The organism is Pseudomonas sp. AM8 (assembly GCF_036346475.1).
GTDB lineage: Bacteria > Pseudomonadota > Gammaproteobacteria > Pseudomonadales > Pseudomonadaceae > Aquipseudomonas > Aquipseudomonas marginalis.
Genome location: NZ_JAOTNX010000011.1, coordinates 66,293 through 82,421 on the forward strand (window position 1 = coordinate 66,293; position 16,129 = coordinate 82,421).

General features: G+C 62.9%; 16 protein-coding genes. 7 read left to right on the forward strand and 9 right to left on the reverse strand.

Annotated elements, in window-relative coordinates; genetic code table 11:
• Window positions 1-9: 9 nt before the first annotated feature.
• From ptsP to V3W40_RS24030, 6 genes are all read right to left on the reverse strand, one after another.
• Window positions 10-2,520, reverse strand: a complete 2,511-nt coding sequence (gene ptsP, locus V3W40_RS24005; RefSeq protein WP_330215757.1) for a phosphoenolpyruvate--protein phosphotransferase — start codon at window positions 2,518-2,520, stop codon at window positions 10-12.
• Between the two features lie 29 nt (window positions 2,521-2,549).
• Window positions 2,550-3,572: an SIS domain-containing protein gene (locus V3W40_RS24010; protein WP_330215758.1), complete on the reverse strand. Its 1,023-nt coding sequence runs from the start codon at window positions 3,570-3,572 to the stop codon at window positions 2,550-2,552.
• Window positions 3,553-4,659: an N-acetylglucosamine-6-phosphate deacetylase gene (nagA, locus tag V3W40_RS24015; protein WP_065924842.1), complete on the reverse strand. Its 1,107-nt coding sequence runs from the start codon at window positions 4,657-4,659 to the stop codon at window positions 3,553-3,555. Before nagA ends, V3W40_RS24010 begins: the two co-directional genes overlap by 20 nt.
• A 10-nt stretch (window positions 4,660-4,669) precedes the next feature.
• The gene (locus V3W40_RS24020) at window positions 4,670-5,428 is read right to left on the reverse strand and encodes a GntR family transcriptional regulator (protein ID WP_330215759.1); all 759 of its coding nucleotides are present in this window, start codon (window positions 5,426-5,428) and stop codon (window positions 4,670-4,672) included.
• A gap of 262 nt (window positions 5,429-5,690) precedes the next feature.
• The gene (locus V3W40_RS24025) at window positions 5,691-6,194 is read right to left on the reverse strand and encodes a L,D-transpeptidase family protein (protein WP_330215760.1); all 504 of its coding nucleotides are present in this window, start codon (window positions 6,192-6,194) and stop codon (window positions 5,691-5,693) included.
• 37 nt (window positions 6,195-6,231) lie between these two features.
• A complete protein-coding gene (locus tag V3W40_RS24030; protein ID WP_065924840.1) occupies window positions 6,232-6,783 on the reverse strand; it encodes an NUDIX hydrolase in 552 nt (183 codons plus the stop codon).
• Window positions 6,784-6,929: 146 nt separating this feature from the next.
• On the opposite strand from V3W40_RS24030, the gene V3W40_RS24035 reads away from it, so the two are divergent.
• The 5 genes from V3W40_RS24035 to purT all read left to right on the forward strand — a co-directional run bounded on the left by V3W40_RS24035 (window position 6,930) and on the right by purT (window position 10,187).
• Window positions 6,930-7,532 carry a CoA pyrophosphatase gene (locus V3W40_RS24035; RefSeq protein WP_015885706.1) on the forward strand — a complete coding sequence of 201 codons (603 nt, stop codon included), beginning with the start codon at window positions 6,930-6,932 and terminating at the stop codon, window positions 7,530-7,532.
• Between the two features lie 35 nt (window positions 7,533-7,567).
• A complete protein-coding gene (locus V3W40_RS24040) occupies window positions 7,568-8,092 on the forward strand; it encodes a gamma carbonic anhydrase family protein (protein ID WP_065924838.1) in 525 nt (174 codons plus the stop codon).
• The gene (locus V3W40_RS24045) at window positions 8,089-8,304 is read left to right on the forward strand and encodes a DUF1289 domain-containing protein (protein ID WP_330215761.1); all 216 of its coding nucleotides are present in this window, start codon (window positions 8,089-8,091) and stop codon (window positions 8,302-8,304) included. Before V3W40_RS24040 ends, V3W40_RS24045 begins: the two co-directional genes overlap by 4 nt.
• A gap of 164 nt (window positions 8,305-8,468) precedes the next feature.
• A complete protein-coding gene (locus V3W40_RS24050) occupies window positions 8,469-8,936 on the forward strand; it encodes a VUT family protein (protein ID WP_065924836.1) in 468 nt (155 codons plus the stop codon).
• 69 nt (window positions 8,937-9,005) lie between these two features.
• Window positions 9,006-10,187: a formate-dependent phosphoribosylglycinamide formyltransferase gene (gene purT, locus V3W40_RS24055; RefSeq protein ID WP_330215762.1), complete on the forward strand. Its 1,182-nt coding sequence runs from the start codon at window positions 9,006-9,008 to the stop codon at window positions 10,185-10,187.
• Window positions 10,188-10,284: 97 nt separating this feature from the next.
• Here purT and V3W40_RS24060 read toward each other — a convergent pair whose 3' ends face one another.
• From V3W40_RS24060 to V3W40_RS24070, 3 genes are all read right to left on the reverse strand, one after another.
• On the reverse strand, window positions 10,285-11,595 hold the full coding sequence (locus V3W40_RS24060) for an MFS transporter (protein ID WP_065924834.1): 1,311 nt from the start codon (window positions 11,593-11,595) through the stop codon (window positions 10,285-10,287).
• A 357-nt stretch (window positions 11,596-11,952) separates the two neighbouring features.
• Entirely contained in the window at window positions 11,953-13,191 is a 1,239-nt protein-coding gene (locus V3W40_RS24065; RefSeq protein ID WP_065924833.1) for a transporter associated domain-containing protein, read from the reverse strand.
• A 12-nt stretch (window positions 13,192-13,203) separates the two neighbouring features.
• On the reverse strand, window positions 13,204-14,016 hold the full coding sequence (locus V3W40_RS24070; RefSeq protein WP_065924832.1) for a cytochrome C assembly family protein: 813 nt from the start codon (window positions 14,014-14,016) through the stop codon (window positions 13,204-13,206).
• A gap of 234 nt (window positions 14,017-14,250) precedes the next feature.
• Between V3W40_RS24070 and ffh the strand changes: the two genes are divergently transcribed.
• Both ffh and rpsP read left to right on the forward strand, forming a co-directional pair.
• Window positions 14,251-15,627, forward strand: coding sequence for a signal recognition particle protein (ffh, locus tag V3W40_RS24075; protein WP_065924831.1), 1,377 nt, complete (start codon window positions 14,251-14,253; stop codon window positions 15,625-15,627).
• Between the two features lie 250 nt (window positions 15,628-15,877).
• Window positions 15,878-16,129 (forward strand): 30S ribosomal protein S16, encoded by a 252-nt coding sequence (gene rpsP, locus V3W40_RS24080; RefSeq protein ID WP_003238923.1) that lies wholly within the window; start codon window positions 15,878-15,880, stop codon window positions 16,127-16,129.

The following is a 16,129-nucleotide window of genomic DNA, read 5'->3' on the forward strand; positions in this document are numbered from 1 at the left end:
TTGTTGTTGTCAGCTCAGCGGCCAGTGGTGTTGACAGGCTTGGCGAACCGCCCTGGCGCTGCTCAGGTCAAGCAGGCCAAGGCTCAGTTGCCGGCATTGCGCCGCGTCCAGGTGACGGACGCGGTCCTTGATTTCTGCGATTTGCGGCGGGCTGACGGACAACTCGCTGACCCCCAGGCCGACCAGCACCGGCGTGGCCAGCGGATCGGACGCCAGGGCGCCGCACACGCCGACCCAACGTTTGTGTTTCGCCGCACCGGCGCAGGTCTGGGCGATCAGCCGCAACAGCGCCGGGTGCAGCGCATCGACACGCGCGGCGAGGCCGGCATGGTCGCGGTCCATGGCCAGGGTGTACTGGGACAGATCGTTGGTGCCGATGGACAGAAAGTCTGCGTGCTCGGCCAATTGTTCGGCCATCAGCGCCGCAGCGGGCACTTCGATCATCACCCCCAGCTCGGGGCGTTGGCTCAGTTCCAGCTCTGCACACAACTCATCCAGGCGCTGGCGAATCTGCAGCAGTTCGTCGACTTCGCTGACCATCGGCAACAGGATGCGGCAGCGTTGCAAGGGGCTGACTTGCAGGAGGGCGCGCAATTGCTGATCGAGCAGTTCAGGGCGCACCTGGGCCATGCGAATACCGCGCAGGCCCAGCACCGGGTTGGCTTCGACGGGCAGTGGCAGGTAATCGAGCTGCTTGTCGCCACCGACGTCGATGGTGCGGATGATCACCGACTTGTCGCCCATAGCATCCATCACAGCTTGATAGGCTTGGCGCTGCTCCTGTTCATCCGGCGCCGTGCGGCGGTCGACGAAGAGGAATTCGGTGCGCAGCAGGCCGACGCCGTCAGCGCCATTTTCAAAGGCCACCTGGGCCTCGGCGCTGGAGGCGACATTGGCGGCCACTTCGATGTTCACGCCATCGCGGGTTTGCGCCGGTTGTTGGGCCTGGGCCTGTTGCTGCCGGCGACGCAGTATCTGCGCGTCGCGGATCCGGTGGACTTCGGCATGACGCGCCTCGCTGGGGGCCAGTTCCAGGCGGCCGTTGCCGGCGTCGAGCACCACGCGCTGGCCGTGCGGCACATCGAGCACCTCAGCGCCCAACGCGACGACACATGGCAAGCCTTTGCCCCGCGCCAGGATGGCGACATGGGACGTGGCGCCACCTTCGGCCATGCAGATCCCGGCAGCCTGTTGCGCGCTCAGTTGCAGCAAATCCGAAGGGGTCAGTTCATGGGCGCTGACAATCGCTCCCGCAGGCAATTCGAAATGCCAGGCTTCACCCAACAGTGCGCGCAGGACCCGTTGTTGCAGGTCGCGCAGGTCGTTGGCGCGTTCGGCGAACAGCGGCTTGCCCAGGGCCAGCAATACCGCGCACTGCGCCTGGATCGCATCACGCCAGGCATGGGTGGCGGCGCTGCCGTGTTCGATAGCTTCGGTGGCGGCGTCCAGCAGGGCGGGGTCTTCGAGCAGGGCCAGGTGGGCGGCGAAGATCTCTTCTTCTTCGACGGCCTTGCGTTGGCGAGCCTGGTCCAGGGTGCTGCGGATTTCACCGCGCACCTGCTCCAGGGCTGCGTCCAGGCGTTGCAGTTGTTCGTCAGTGACGTGATGGCCGGGGTCCGACGGCAACTCGATACCCGCCAGCCGAAACAACGGCCCGCAGACCAGTCCCGGTGCCGCGCACACGCCCTGCAACACATCAACTTCCGTGGTTGCCCGGCGCGGCATGGCGACGACCGGTGCGTGGCGTTCAGCCTTGACGGCGGCGGACAAGGCCGCGACCAGCGCCTGCAGCGCGGCCTCGGCGTCCTTGCCGCGACAGGTCACGCGCACCTCGTCGCCTTCGCCAATGCCCAGCCCCATCAGACCGATCAGGCTGTCGCAGGCGGCCGACCTGGCGCCGAAGTGCACCTGCGCCTGGCTGCTGAAACCCTGGGCGGTCTTGCGAATCAACGCCGCCGGCCGTGCGTGCAGGCCGCCACGGTGAGTCACGCGCACGCTGGCGCTGGTTTCGGCGACGGCGTTATCCACAGCCGTTTGCTGCGCTGCGTTCGCACGCGGCACAACCTGCACCAAGGGGTCGCCCTGCTTGACGGTTTTCGCGGCCAGCGGGCGCAGTTCAAAGTGTTCGCCATTGGTGAGGATGATCAGGCTGACCAGGCTTTTGCACTGGCGGGCGATACGGTCCAGGTCAAAGCGCACCAGCGCCTGGCCATTGCTGACCCGGGCGCCTTCCTTGACCAGCAGGGCAAACCCTTCGCCGTTCAATTCGACCGTGTCGATGCCGATGTGCAGCAACACTTCGGCGCCGTTGTCGGCGCGTATCGTCAAGGCGTGGCCGGTGCGGGCGACGTGGATGACCACGCCATCGCACGGCGCATGCAGGCAATCGTTGAGCGGGTCGATCGCCATGCCGTCGCCCAGGGCGCCGCTGGCGAACACGTCGTCAGGCACGTTGCCCAGGGCCAGTAACGGCCCGCTGAGGGGGGCGTTGAGGGTCAGTTCATTATTGTTGTTGGGCATGGGCACGGTACTCATCAGGAAAGCGCGACTCAGTGAGTGCGGGTGACTTTGCTCAGGTGGCGCGGCTGGTCCGGGTCCATGCCGCGGGCAACTGCGAGGCCGGCGGCCATTACGTAGAAACTCATGATCGCCAGGATCGGGTCCAGGCTCGGGTGGTCGGCGCGGCTGAGGGTCAGGTCGCGTTCGGCGATATCGTCCGGCGCGGCCAGCAAGACACGGGCGCCGCGTTGGCGCATATCGGCGGCCAGGCTCAACAACCCGGCTTGCTCGGCACCGCGTGGCGCGAATACCAGCAACGGGTAGTCCGCGCCGATCAAGGCCATCGGCCCGTGGCGTACCTCGGCGCTGCTGAAGGCTTCGGCCTGGATCGCCGAGGTTTCCTTGAGCTTGAGCGCCGCTTCCTGGGCGATGGCAAAACCGGCGCCCCGGCCAATCACCATCAGTTGCTGGCAGCCGCGCAGCGCCTCGATGGCGGGCGTCCAGTCCTGCCCGGCGGCTTCACGCAGGCCTTCGGGCAGGGCCTGGCAGGCTTGCAGCAAGTCGGGCTCTTGGTTCCAGTGGCCGATCAACAGCGCGCTGGCGCTGAGGGTGGCGATAAAGCTCTTGGTCGCGGCCACGCTGAGCTCCGGCCCGGCGCACAGCGGCACGTGGAATTCGCAGGCGGCTTCCAGGGGCGAGTCTTCGGCGTTGACCAGCGAGATGCTCAAGGCGCCACGCTTGCGCAGCAGGCGCAGGCTGTTGACCAGGTCCGGGCTTTGCCCCGACTGGGAGAAACCGAACGCTACCTGGCCGCTGACTTTCATGGGTGCTTGCAACAAGGTCACCACCGACATCGGCAACGACGCCACCGGGATGCCGACATGCTGCATGGCCAGGTAGGCGAAGTAGCTGGCGGCGTGGTCCGAGCTGCCCCGCGCAATGGTCATCGCCACCTGCGGCGGCTGGCGGCGCAGGCGGCCGGCGACTTCTTCCAGCAGCGGGCCCAGGCGTTGCAGTTGCGCCGCGACGGCGTCAGCGGAGGCCAAGGCCTCTTCAAGCATTTTTGAAGACAATGGTTTCTCCTTCGACCATGACGTCGGTGAGGTGCAGGGAGCGGTCCAGGCGCACGCAGTCGGCAAAGCTGCCCGGTTGCAGGCGGCCGCGTTCTTCCAGGCCCAGGTAATCCGCCGGAAATTGCGACAGGCGTTGTGAGGCTTCGCTGATCGGCAGGCCGATCTTCACCAGGTTGCGCAGCGCCTGGTCCATGGTCAGCGTACTGCCGGCCAGGGTGCCGTCGGCCAGGCGTACACCGCCCAGGCATTTGGTCACGGTGTGGCTGCCCAGCTTGTATTCGCCATCGGGCATGCCGGCGGCGGCGGTGGAATCGGTGACGCAATACAGGCACGGGATCGCCCGCAGGGCTACGCGCATGGCACCGGGGTGCACATGCAGCAGGTCCGGAATCAATTCTGCGTACTTGGCGTGGGCCAGCGCGGCGCCGACGATGCCCGGCTCACGGTGATGCAACGGGCTCATGGCGTTGTACAAATGGGTAAAGCTGGTGGCGCCGGCGGCGAGGGCGGCGACGCCTTCTTCATAGCTGCCCAGGGTGTGGCCGATCTGCATGCGCACGCCGCGCTCGCTGAGGGCGCGGATCAGGGCGTCGTGGCCGGCGATTTCCGGGGCGATGGTGATCACCCGGATCGGCGCCAGGCGCAGGTAGGCTTCGACTTCGGCCATCAAGGCGGTGTGGGCGAAGTTGGGCTGCGCGCCGAGTTTTCCCGGGTTGATGTAGGGGCCTTCCAGGTGCACGCCGAGTACCCGGGCGCTGCCCGTAGGACGCTGCTCGCAGAAGCGCCCGAGTTGGCCGAGCACGCTGGAGATTTCATCCACCGGCGCGGTCATGGTGGTGGCCAACAGCGACGTCGTACCAAAACGCACATGGGTGCGGGTGATGGTCTCGAAAGCGTCGGCGCCTTCCATGATGTCTTTACCGCCGCCGCCGTGGACGTGCAGGTCGATAAAACCCGGCAGCAGGTAGGGCAAGTCGTTTTCAGCCGGGTCGCAAGGTTCGCCCTCGATGGCGATGACCTTGCCGTGCTGGTGCACCAGGCGGCCGCGCATCCAGCCGTGGGGCGTGAGGATATTGTCTTCGGACATGGGCAGTTCTCTAAGGCCGCAACTCGGCGGCAAAGTCATAACGGCGAAGCTCTGCGACAAAGTCGTAGTAGTCGTTGCGGCAGTAGGTGTCGGTGATTTCGATCGGCGTGTTGTCGGCGGTGTAGCCGACCCGGGTCATCAGCAGCATGGCGGTGCCGGGGGCGATGCCCACCAGCCTGGCGAATTCGTCCGAGGCGTTGATCGCCTGGATGTGTTGCAGGGCGCGAACGATGGGCTTGCCGATGCTTTCGAGGTGTTCGTACAACGAATTGCCGATGGCTTGCGGCTGCGGCAGCACCGAGGCGGGCATGGCCGTCATCTCGATGGCCATTACCGTGTCATCGGCTTTACGCAGGCGTTTGAGGCGCGCCACCTTGTCGGTCGGCGACAGGCACAGGCGGATCAGTTCTTCATGGGTCGGCGGGGTGATCTCGCGCTCCAGCCATTGGGAGCTGGGCACAAAGCCCTTGAGGCGCAACATCTCGCTGAACCCCGACAAGCGCGACAGCGGCTGTTCCAGGCGTGGCGTGATAAAGGTGCCGGAACCCTGGCTGCGGCGGATCAGGCCTTGGGCGAACAACACTTCCAGCGCTTTACGGGCGGTCACCCGCGAAATGCTCAGCTGTTCGCTGAGGGCGCGCTCCGAGGGCAGGGCCTGTTCGGATTTCCACTGGCCGGCATGGATCGCCGCTTCCAGGTTGCGGGCCAATTGCAGGTACAGCGGCGTGGATTGTTTGTCGTCGGGACGCAGCGTCAGGATGGGGTTCATCTATGAGGTTTCCGATGCGGTTATTGGAGTGTTGTCGCCCGGTATTGGCCGGAAGCTAATACCACTTAAATACCATGTCAATGCTGCCAAAACGGTGCGAGTAACGGTTTCAGGGCGCCTTAATGGTGCCCGGTATCAAGTGGTATTAGAGAGGTCTTTATCGCGCGCAGAAGTGCGCAGCCCGCGCGGTGAACTGGTATTCACCGGCAGGCGTGGGAGGGGGAGGGAAATATTTTTAATTAAATTACGAACGGTCGAAGATTTACGGGCGGATCTCGATCAGCGTGCCGTCTTTGACCAGGGCCCAGACTTCACGCATATCGACGTTGCGCATACCGATGCAGCCGTCTGTCCAGTCCAGGGTGTGGAACCACTGCTCCGGGTAGTCTTCGGTGTCGGGCGTGCCGTGGATCATGATCATGCTGCCGGGCTTCACCCCTTCGCGGCGGGCGCGGGCGGCATCGCTGATATTCGGGTAGGAGATGTGCATGGACAGGTAGTAGCGGTCGCTGGTCTTGCGCCAGTCGATCCAGTACAGGCCTTCCGGGGTGCGACGGTCGCCCTCGATCAGCTTGTGGCCCTTGGGGTTTTTGCCCAGGGAAATCCGATAGGTCTTGAGGGGCTTGCCGTCGTTGATCAACTGCAATTGGTGGGCGGACTTGAGCACCAGGACTTTTTCGACCGTCTTGCCGCCCAGGGTTTCCACGGTAGAGGCCGGCGAAAGCGTGGCGAACGACAGGCAGATCAGAGCAAGCAACCAACGCATTAAAACGGTATCCCTGTGGCGACGAGCTGCCGAATGGTTATTGGGCGGGCTTTGAAGAAAGAGGTGGCACGGCTTCGCTGCGCACCGGGAAGGACTGCTGGCGGCGGTCGGCGAAAAAGTATTCTAGGGTACGCCCGACCGTGCGGAAAGCCAGCTCGGACCAAGGGATGTCCGCCTCGTCGAACAGCTGCACTTCGAGGCTTTCGGGGCCGGCGGCGAAGTCCAGGTCGACCAGTTCGGCGCGGTAGAAGATATGCACCTGGCTGATATGCGGCACGTCGATCAGCGTATAGATCGCCAGGTTGCGCACGCGGGCGCAGGCTTCCTCCAGGGTTTCGCGCGTGGCGGCCTGTTCGACGGTCTCGCCGTTTTCCATAAAACCGGCGGGCAGGGTCCAGTAACCCAGGCGCGGCTCGATGGCACGACGGCACAGCAGCACTTTATCGCCCCACACTGGCACGGTACCGGCGACGATATTGGGGTTCTGATAGTGGATGGTGGAGCAGTGATCACACACAAAACGCAGGCGCCCGTCGCCTTCGGGAATGCGTTGGGTCACCGGTTTACCGCACTGGCTACAGAAATTCATGCTGGGGTTCCTGGAAAGTGCGCCTATCTTGGCGTGGCGGGCGGGGGCCTGCAAGTTGTCGTTTAGCGACACCTGCCGGGTTTTGGGGTTGGGCACCCGCACGCTTTGGTGCATGATGCAAGGTAGCCAACAGACCGAGATGACTCATGCTGGACGAGCTACTTCGCCGGGTAAGCAATCACACCCCCCACACGCTGGAAACCGACGGGCGTTTCCCCGAGGCCGCGGTGCTGGTGCCGATTACCCGCAGTGACGAACCTGAGCTGATCCTGACCCTGCGCGCCAGCGGCCTGTCGACCCATGGTGGCGAAGTGGCCTTTCCCGGCGGGCGCCGCGACCCCGAAGACCCGGACCTGATCTTCACCGCCCTGCGTGAAGCCGAAGAAGAAATCGGCCTGCCCCCCGGCCTGGTGGAAGTCATCGGCCCGCTGAGCCCGCTGATCTCCCTGCACGGCATCCGGGTCACGCCCTATGTGGGGGTGATCCCCGACTACGTCGAGTACCTGGCCAACGATGCTGAAATCGCTGCCGTCTTCAGCGTTCCCCTGGACTTTTTCCGACAGGATCCACGCGAACATACCCACCGAATCGATTACCAGGGTCGCAGTTGGTACGTGCCCAGTTATCGCTTCGGCGAATACAAGATCTGGGGCCTGACGGCAATCATGATCGTCGAGTTGATCAATCTGCTTTATGACGACGCCCAGATAAGCCTGCACCAGCCGCCCAAGAGCTTCATCAATACCTAAGCCGTCGTTTGAACGGCCAGCCGTGAGGGAACAGCATGAAATACCGCCTGGGCGATGCCCGCGTCGAGACCCATCCACACAGCTGGGTGGCGCCGAATGCCACGCTGGTGGGCAAGGTCAAGCTGGAGGAGGGCGCCAACGTCTGGTTCAACGCGGTGCTGCGTGGCGACAACGAGCTGATCCTGATCGGCAAGAACAGCAACGTCCAGGACGGCAGCGTGATGCACACCGATATGGGCTACCCGCTGACCCTGGGCACCGGCGTGACCATCGGCCATAACGCCATGCTGCATGGCTGCACGGTCGACGATTACAGCCTGATCGGTATCAACGCGGTGATCCTCAACGGCGCCAAGATCGGCAAGCACTGCATCATCGGCGCCAACGCGTTGATCGGCGAAGGCAAGGAAATCCCCGATGGCTCCCTGGTGATGGGCTCGCCGGGCAAAGTCGTGCGTGAGTTGACCGACGCACAGAAGCGGATGCTGGAAGCCAGCGCCGCGCACTATGTGCATAACGCCCAGCGTTACGCGCGGGACCTGGTTGAGCAGGAAGAATGAACCCGATTGAACGCCCCGTCGCCTCGCCGTGCGTGAGCATTTGTGCGCTGGACGATGACGATATCTGCACCGGCTGCCAGCGCACCGTGGATGAGATTACGCGTTGGAGCCGCATGGACAACGCTGAGCGCCGGGTGGTGTTGGGCTTGTGTCATGAGCGGGCGGTGGCGGGTGGGTTGGTGTTTATGGCTTCTGGTAAATCCGGCGCCTGATGGATCGCCATCGGGGGCAAGCCCCCTCCCACATTTTGACCGCATTCCTACAGATTAAACGCGGTTAAGTGTGGGAGGGGGCTTGCCCCCGATGAGGCCCTCCCAGACGACATATTTCAAAATGTGAAGTACCCTGTGCCCCTTGTTCACAGGTCCCTCGCCCCATGCTCTTCCTGATCGCCTACATCAGCAGCGTCGTGCTGATCAACTTCGCCTTCTCCACTGCCCCGCACCTGGACGTCATCTGGTCGGCCTGGGGCGGCCTGGTGTTTATTCTGCGCGACATGGTGCAAACCCGCTTCGGCCACGGGGCGATCATCGCCATGCTGGCGGCGCTGGTGTTGTCGTATATCACTTCGGACCCGTCCATCGCCCTGGCCAGCGCCACGGCATTCGCGGTGTCGGAATGCATTGACTGGCTGGTGTTCAGCATCACCAAGCGCCCGCTCCACGACCGCCTGTGGATAAGTTCGGCGCTGAGCATTCCCCTTGATACCTTTATCTTTTTCGGCCTGATCGGTGCGCTCACCCCTGCCGTGGTGGGCACCGCCTTGGCGTCGAAGTTCGCCGGGGTCACGGCGGTGTGGCTGATCATGGCCTGGCGCATCCGCAAGCGGGCCGTCGCCAACTGAGGCCAATTTTTACAGTTCATGTAAAATGCCGGCCTTTCTCCCCATGATCCGCTCCCCTGAGGACCTGAGATGACCCGAATCGGAACTCCATTGTCGCCAACCGCGACCCGCGTTTTGCTGTGTGGCTGCGGTGAGCTGGGCAAGGAAGTGGTGATTGAACTGCAACGCCTGGGCGTTGAAGTGATTGCCGTGGATCGCTACGCCAATGCGCCGGCCATGCAGGTTGCCCATCGCAGCCATGTGATCAACATGCTCGACGGCGCCGCCCTGCGTGCGGTGATCGAAGCGGAAAAACCGCACTTCATCGTGCCGGAAATCGAAGCCATTGCCACCGCGACGCTGGTTGAGCTGGAAGCCGAAGGCTTCACCGTGATCCCGACTGCGCGCGCCACGTCGCTGACCATGAACCGTGAAGGCATCCGTCGCCTGGCCGCCGAAGAACTGGACCTGCCGACCTCGCCGTACCATTTCGCCGACACCTTCGAGGACTACAGCAAGGCCGTCCAGGACCTGGGTTTCCCCTGCGTGGTCAAGCCGGTGATGAGTTCGTCGGGCAAGGGCCAGAGCCTGCTGCGCACCGCTGACGACGTGCGCAAAGCCTGGGATTACGCCCAGGAAGGCGGACGTGCAGGCAAGGGCCGAGTGATCATCGAAGGTTTTATCGACTTCGACTACGAAATCACCCTGCTGACCGTGCGCCACATCGGCGGCACCACCTTCTGCGCGCCGGTCGGCCACCGTCAGGAGAAAGGCGACTATCAGGAATCCTGGCAGCCACAGGCCATGAGCCCGGTTGCGCTGGCAGAGTCCGAGCGCGTCGCCAAAGCCGTGACCGAAGCCTTGGGTGGCCGTGGTCTGTTTGGCGTGGAACTGTTCATCAAGGGTGATCAGGTGTGGTTCAGCGAAGTGTCGCCACGCCCGCACGACACGGGTTTGGTGACGTTGATTTCCCAGGACCTGTCGCAGTTTGCCCTGCATGCGCGTGCCATCCTGGGCTTGCCAATCCCGTTGATCCGTCAGTTCGGGCCTTCGGCGTCGGCGGTGATTCTGGTGGAAGGGCAGTCGACCCAGACCGCGTTTGCCAACCTCGGCGCTGCACTGAGCGAGCCGGACACGGCGTTGCGTCTGTTTGGTAAGCCAGAAGTGAATGGCCAGCGCCGCATGGGCGTGGCGTTGGCGCGGGATGAATCGATTGAAGCGGCTCGGGCCAAGGCGACCCGTGCTTCCCAGGCGGTTGTGGTAGAGCTTTAAAGCATCGGGAGCAAGCCCCCTTCCACATTTTGATCGCATTGTTCCAGTAGAAATGCGGTCAAAATGTGGGAGGGGGCTTGCTCCCGATAGCTGTTTATCAGACGACCTTGTTCAAATCGTTATCCCGCGTCTCTTTCAGGCACAGCACAGCAATCAAGCTGAGCAACGCTGCCGCCGACACATACCCACCGACATAACTCAGCCCACCCATCGCCACCAGCTTGGTCGCGAAGAACGGTGCAGCCGAAGCGCCCACAATCCCACCCAGGTTATACGCTGCCGAAGCACCGGTATAACGCACGCGGGTCGGGAACAGTTCCGGCAGCATGGCGCCCATCGGCGCGAAGGTTACGCCCATCAGGAACAGCTCCAGCGCCAGGAACAATGCCACGGCCCAGGTCGAACCGTGGGTCAGCAGGGGCTCCATGGTGAAGCCGGACAGGATCGCCAGGATTGCGCCGACGATCAGCACCGGCCTGCGTCCGTAGCGATCACTGGCCAAGGCGGCCAAAGGCGTGGCAAGGCCCATGAACAATACGGCAAAGCACAGCAGCCCAAGGAATGTCTCGCGGCTGTAGCCCAAGGTCGACACGCCGTAGCTCAGGGAAAACGCAGTGGTGATGTAAAACAGCGCGTAGCACACCACCATCGACGCGGCGCCCAGCAGCACCGGCAGCCAATGCTGGCTGAATAACTCCACCAGCGGCACTTTCACCGGCTTTTCCTTGGCCACGGCGTTGGCGAACACCGGAGTTTCGTGCAGTTTCAAGCGTGCATACAGGCCGACCATCACCAGCGCCGCGCTGAGGATGAACGGAATACGCCAGCCCCAACTGCGGAACTGCTCGTCGTTGAGGCTCATGGCCAGGATCAGGAACAGGCCGTTGGCGGCCAGGAACCCGATGGAGGGGCCCAGTTGCGGAAACATGCCGAACCAGGCGCGTTTGCCTTTGGGCGCGTTCTCGGTGGCCAGCAAGGCGGCGCCGCCCCATTCCCCGCCCAACCCAAGGCCCTGGCCGAAACGCAGCACGCACAACAGGATCGGCGCCCAGGCCCCGATGCTGTCATAGCCGGGCAGCAAACCGATCAGCGTGGTGCACACGCCCATTAGCAGCAACGAGGCCACCAGCGTGGATTTTCGGCCGATACGGTCGCCAAAGTGGCCAAACAATGCCGAGCCCAGCGGACGCGCGATAAAGGCGATGCCAAAGGTCAGGAATGACGCCAGCATCTGCGCAGTGCCGGAGGTCTGCGGGAAGAACACCGGGCCGATCACCAGGGCTGCGGCGGTGGCGTAAATATAGAAGTCGTAGAACTCGATGGCGGTGCCGACGATGCTCGCGGTGGCGACTCGTGCAGTCGAGTTGGTCGGGGCGGCGGTCGCAGCCTCGTTATAGGTGGTGCTCATTGAGTTATCCCTGACAGTCGTTGCGCGTTTGGACGCGGATTATTATTGGGTCGAACCCCCTTGGATCAGGGTAGTGCGCGGGGCGGCTCGGGATGGGAGCGAACACCGGTCAGACACGATGCAGCGGAGCCTGGACGCGCGGAGTGCGGGTAGCACGCGGTCGGGCGGGGCTTGGGTAAGCCGCAGGGATTATAGGAAGGGGTGTGTGGATCCAACAAGGGGCTGACACGCTGCAAATCCAAATGTGGGAGGGGGCTTGCTCCCGATGGCAGTGGGTCAGTCCCCGAATGCAGTGAATGGCACACCGCTATCGGGAGCAAGCCCCCTCCCACATTGGATTTTGGTTTGTCAGGAGAGCTACGCGGCGACAGGCACTCGGCTGGTGTGCCAGATCAGCACTTTCGCTACGCGGTTGTCTTCGGTCTCGAGGATTTCCAGGCGATAGCGCCCGATCTTAAGGCACACCGCGCAATCCGGAATGGTTTCCAGCGCTTCGGTCACCAGGCCGTTGAGGGTCTTTGGGCCGTCGCTGGGCAGGTGCCAGCCCAGGCTCTTGTTCAGTTCGCGGATCGAGGCGGCGCCATCAATGATGTAGCGGCCGTCGGTCTGGGCTTCGATGTGCGGGTTGTCGGTGCTTTGCTCACTTTCGAATTCACCGACGATTTCTTCGAGGATGTCTTCCAGGGTGACGATGCCCAGCACTTCGCCGTACTCATCCACGACCATGCCCAGGCGCCGCTGCTGTTTGTGGAAGTTCAGCAGTTGCAGTTGCAGTGGGGTGCTTTCCGGGACGAAGTAGGGTTCGTGGCAGGCGGCGAGCAATGCGTCCTTGGTCAGGCTGGCATCGGGCAGCAGGTGCTGGACCTGGCGGGTATTGAGCACGGCCTGGACCTGGTTGATATCACTGTGGAACACCGGCAGGCGGGTGCGCGGGGACGTGCGCAGTTGTTCGATGATGTCTTCAATCGAGTCGTCGAGGTTGATGCCGTCCACTTCACTGCGTGGCACCAGGATGTCATTGACCGTGATGTTGTCCAGCGCGTGGATGCCAGGCATGCCGGGGGTGCGGTCGGCGTCGGCATCAGGCTCGGGTTCGTCATCGTGGTCGGGTAGCGGTTCATCGCTCTTTTTAACCACCCCGGATTTGCGCGCAAACGGGCGCAATAACAGCAGGCTGATGCCGTTGAGCAGCCAGGCCAGGGGATAGAGGATTTTCAGCGGTACGCCCAGCAGCGTATTGCCAAAGCCCAGGATCGCTTGCGGATAACGGGTGGCCAGGGCGCGCGGCAGGTAGTCGGCCAGCACCAGCAGGAGTGCACAGGACATCAGCCAGCCGAGCCAAGGGCCGTTCTGTGCCCAAGCATAGATCGCCAGCAGGGTGCAGAGAATCACCACGGCGGCGCGACACAGGCTGTTGCACAGGATCAGGCTGTGACGCGGGAAATTCAGGCGGGCGGCCGCTTTGTCTCCCTGGCGAGTGCCGGGGCGCAGGGCCAGCAGGTGCTGTTGTGCGGCTTCGATGGCGGTAAACAGCCCGGCCCATAACACCAGCAAGGCGATTACCGCGAGCATCGGCCCCAGGGGCAAGTTGTCCATGATTGCTGCCCGTCAGATATGCAGGATGTATTCGCGAACCAGCTTGCTGCCGAAATAGGCCAGCATCAGCAGGCAGAAACCGGCCAGGGTCCAGCGGATCGCTTTATGCCCGCGCCAGCCGAGGCGGTTGCGGCCCCACAGCAGCACGCTGAACACGATCCAGGCCAGGCAGGCCAGCAGGGTCTTGTGCACCAGGTGCTGGGCAAACAGGTTTTCGACGAACAGCCAGCCGGAGATCAGCGACAGCGAAAGCAGGGTCCAGCCGGCCCACAGGAAACCGAAGAGCAGGCTTTCCATGGTTTGCAGCGGTGGGAAGTTCTTGATCAGGCCGGAAGGGTGCTTGTGCTTGAGTTGGTGGTCCTGCAACAGCAGGAGCAGGGCCTGGAACACCGCGATGGTGAACATGCCATAGGCCAGGATCGACAACAGGATATGCGCGAGGATGCCGGGCTCTTCGTCAATCACCTGTACGGTGCCGGTGGGGGCGAACTGCGCCAGCAGCACCGTCAGCACGCCCAGGGGAAAGAGCAGGACCAGCAGGTTCTCGACGGGGATCCGGTAGCAGGCCAGCAATGTCAGCGCGATGACTGCTGCAGCGATCAGGCTGGCGGCGCTGAAAAAGTCCAGGCCCAGGCCAACCGGGGTCATCAGGTGGGTGAACAGGCTCGCGGCGTGGGCCAGCAGGGCGAGGACGCCCAGGCCGACCAGCAGGCGTTTGTCCGCCTTGGTGCCTTGGGCAAGACGAGTGCCCTGATAGAGGGTCGCAGCGGCATAAAGGAGTGCGGCGGCGAGGCTGGGTAGCAAACTGGGTGACAAGGGGACCATAAATCCTGATAGACAAGCCCGAAAGGCGCTGAGTTTGGCATACACCTGCGTTCCACGAAAGACTCCCGGACCAGACAGCGGGTGTGCATGGACGCAGTCTTCGCTATAATCCGCGATCTGCCCACGCCGCAGGCTCGCCGAGCGCTGTGTTTAATAGCGATTTACCACAGCCTGGGCTGCCATTACCTCGGTCTACCAATGCATTTCGATGATTAGGGCCTGAAAGGATCGCGCATGTTTGAAAACTTGACTGACCGTCTCTCGCAGACGCTGCGCCATGTAACCGGCAAGGCCAAGCTGACCGAGGACAATATTAAAGACACCCTGCGCGAAGTGCGCATGGCGTTGCTGGAAGCCGACGTGGCCTTGCCAGTGGTGAAGGACTTCGTCAACTCGGTCAAAGAGCGCGCAGTGGGCACTGAAGTGTCCCGCAGCCTGACGCCGGGCCAGGCCTTTGTGAAGATCGTCCAGGCCGAACTCGAAAGCCTGATGGGTGCGGCCAACGAAGATTTGAACCTCAGTGCCGTGCCACCGGCCGTCGTGTTGATGGCCGGCCTGCAAGGTGCGGGCAAGACCACCACCGCCGGCAAGCTGGCGCGCTTCCTTAAAGAGCGCAAGAAGAAGTCCGTGATGGTGGTATCGGCCGACGTGTACCGTCCGGCGGCCATCAAGCAGCTGGAAATGCTCGCGGGCGAAGTGGGCGTGACCTTCTTCCCGTCCGACCTGAGCCAGAAGCCGGTCGACATCGCCAACGCCGCTATTAAAGAAGCAAGGCTCAAGTTCATCGACGTGGTCATCGTCGATACCGCCGGTCGCCTGCACATCGATGAAGAGATGATGGGCGAGATCAAGGCGCTGCATGCCGCGATCAACCCGGTCGAGACGCTTTTCGTGGTCGACGCCATGACCGGCCAGGATGCGGCCAATACCGCCAAGGCCTTCGGCGACGCGCTGCCGCTGACCGGCGTGATCCTCACCAAGGTGGACGGCGACGCCCGTGGCGGTGCCGCGCTGTCGGTGCGTGCCATCACCGGCAAGCCGATCAAGTTCATCGGTATGGGCGAGAAGAGCGAAGCGCTCGAACCGTTCCACCCTGAGCGTATCGCCTCGCGTATCCTCGGCATGGGCGACGTGCTCAGCCTGATCGAACAGGCTGAAGCGACGCTCGACAAGGACAAAGCCGATAAGCTTGCTAAAAAGTTGAAGAAGGGCAAGGGCTTCGACCTCGAAGACTTCCGCGACCAACTGCAACAAATGAAGAGCATGGGCGGCCTTGGCGGCCTGATGGACAAGCTGCCGAACATCGGCGGTGTGAACCTGGCGCAAATGGGCAATGCCCAGGGCGCGGCAGAGAAGCAGTTCAAGCAGATGGAAGCCATCATCAACTCCATGACCCCGGCCGAGCGCCGCGACCCTGAGCTGATCAGCGGTTCGCGCAAGCGTCGGATCGCCATGGGTTCCGGCACCCAGGTGCAGGACATCGGGCGCTTGATCAAGCAGCACAAGCAGATGCAGAAGATGATGAAGAAATTCTCCGCCAAGGGCGGAATGGCCAAGATGATGCGCGGCATGGGCGGTATGTTGCCCGGCGGCGGCATGCCGAAAATGTAAAGTATTCGAGCGGGAGTTCACTCCTGCTCCGACCCACAGGGATGTGGGATCTCCAGCAAACCCGCCGTTGGCGGGGGCTGACCTGCCGTTTTAACCGACGGCTCTCTAGCAGATCTGAATGGCCCGCTGATAGGCGCCAGAAAAAGACATTTGCAAAAGTCCGGATATTCCTTAGAATATGCGGCCTTTCGGGCACCTATGCCCGCTGTGCATTTAGATTTGCAGCACCGACTACAGGAACGATGTTCACATGCTAACAATCCGTCTTGCCCTTGGCGGCTCCAAAAAGCGCCCGTTTTACCACTTGACCGTAACTGACAGCCGCAACCCACGTGACGGCTCTCACAAGGAACAAGTAGGTTTCTTCAACCCGATCGCTCGTGGTCAAGAAGTCCGCCTGTCCGTGAACCAAGAGCGCGTAGCCTACTGGCTGAGCGTTGGTGCACAACCGTCTGAGCGTGTTGCCAAGTTGTTGAAGGACTCGGCTAAGGCCGCAGCCTGA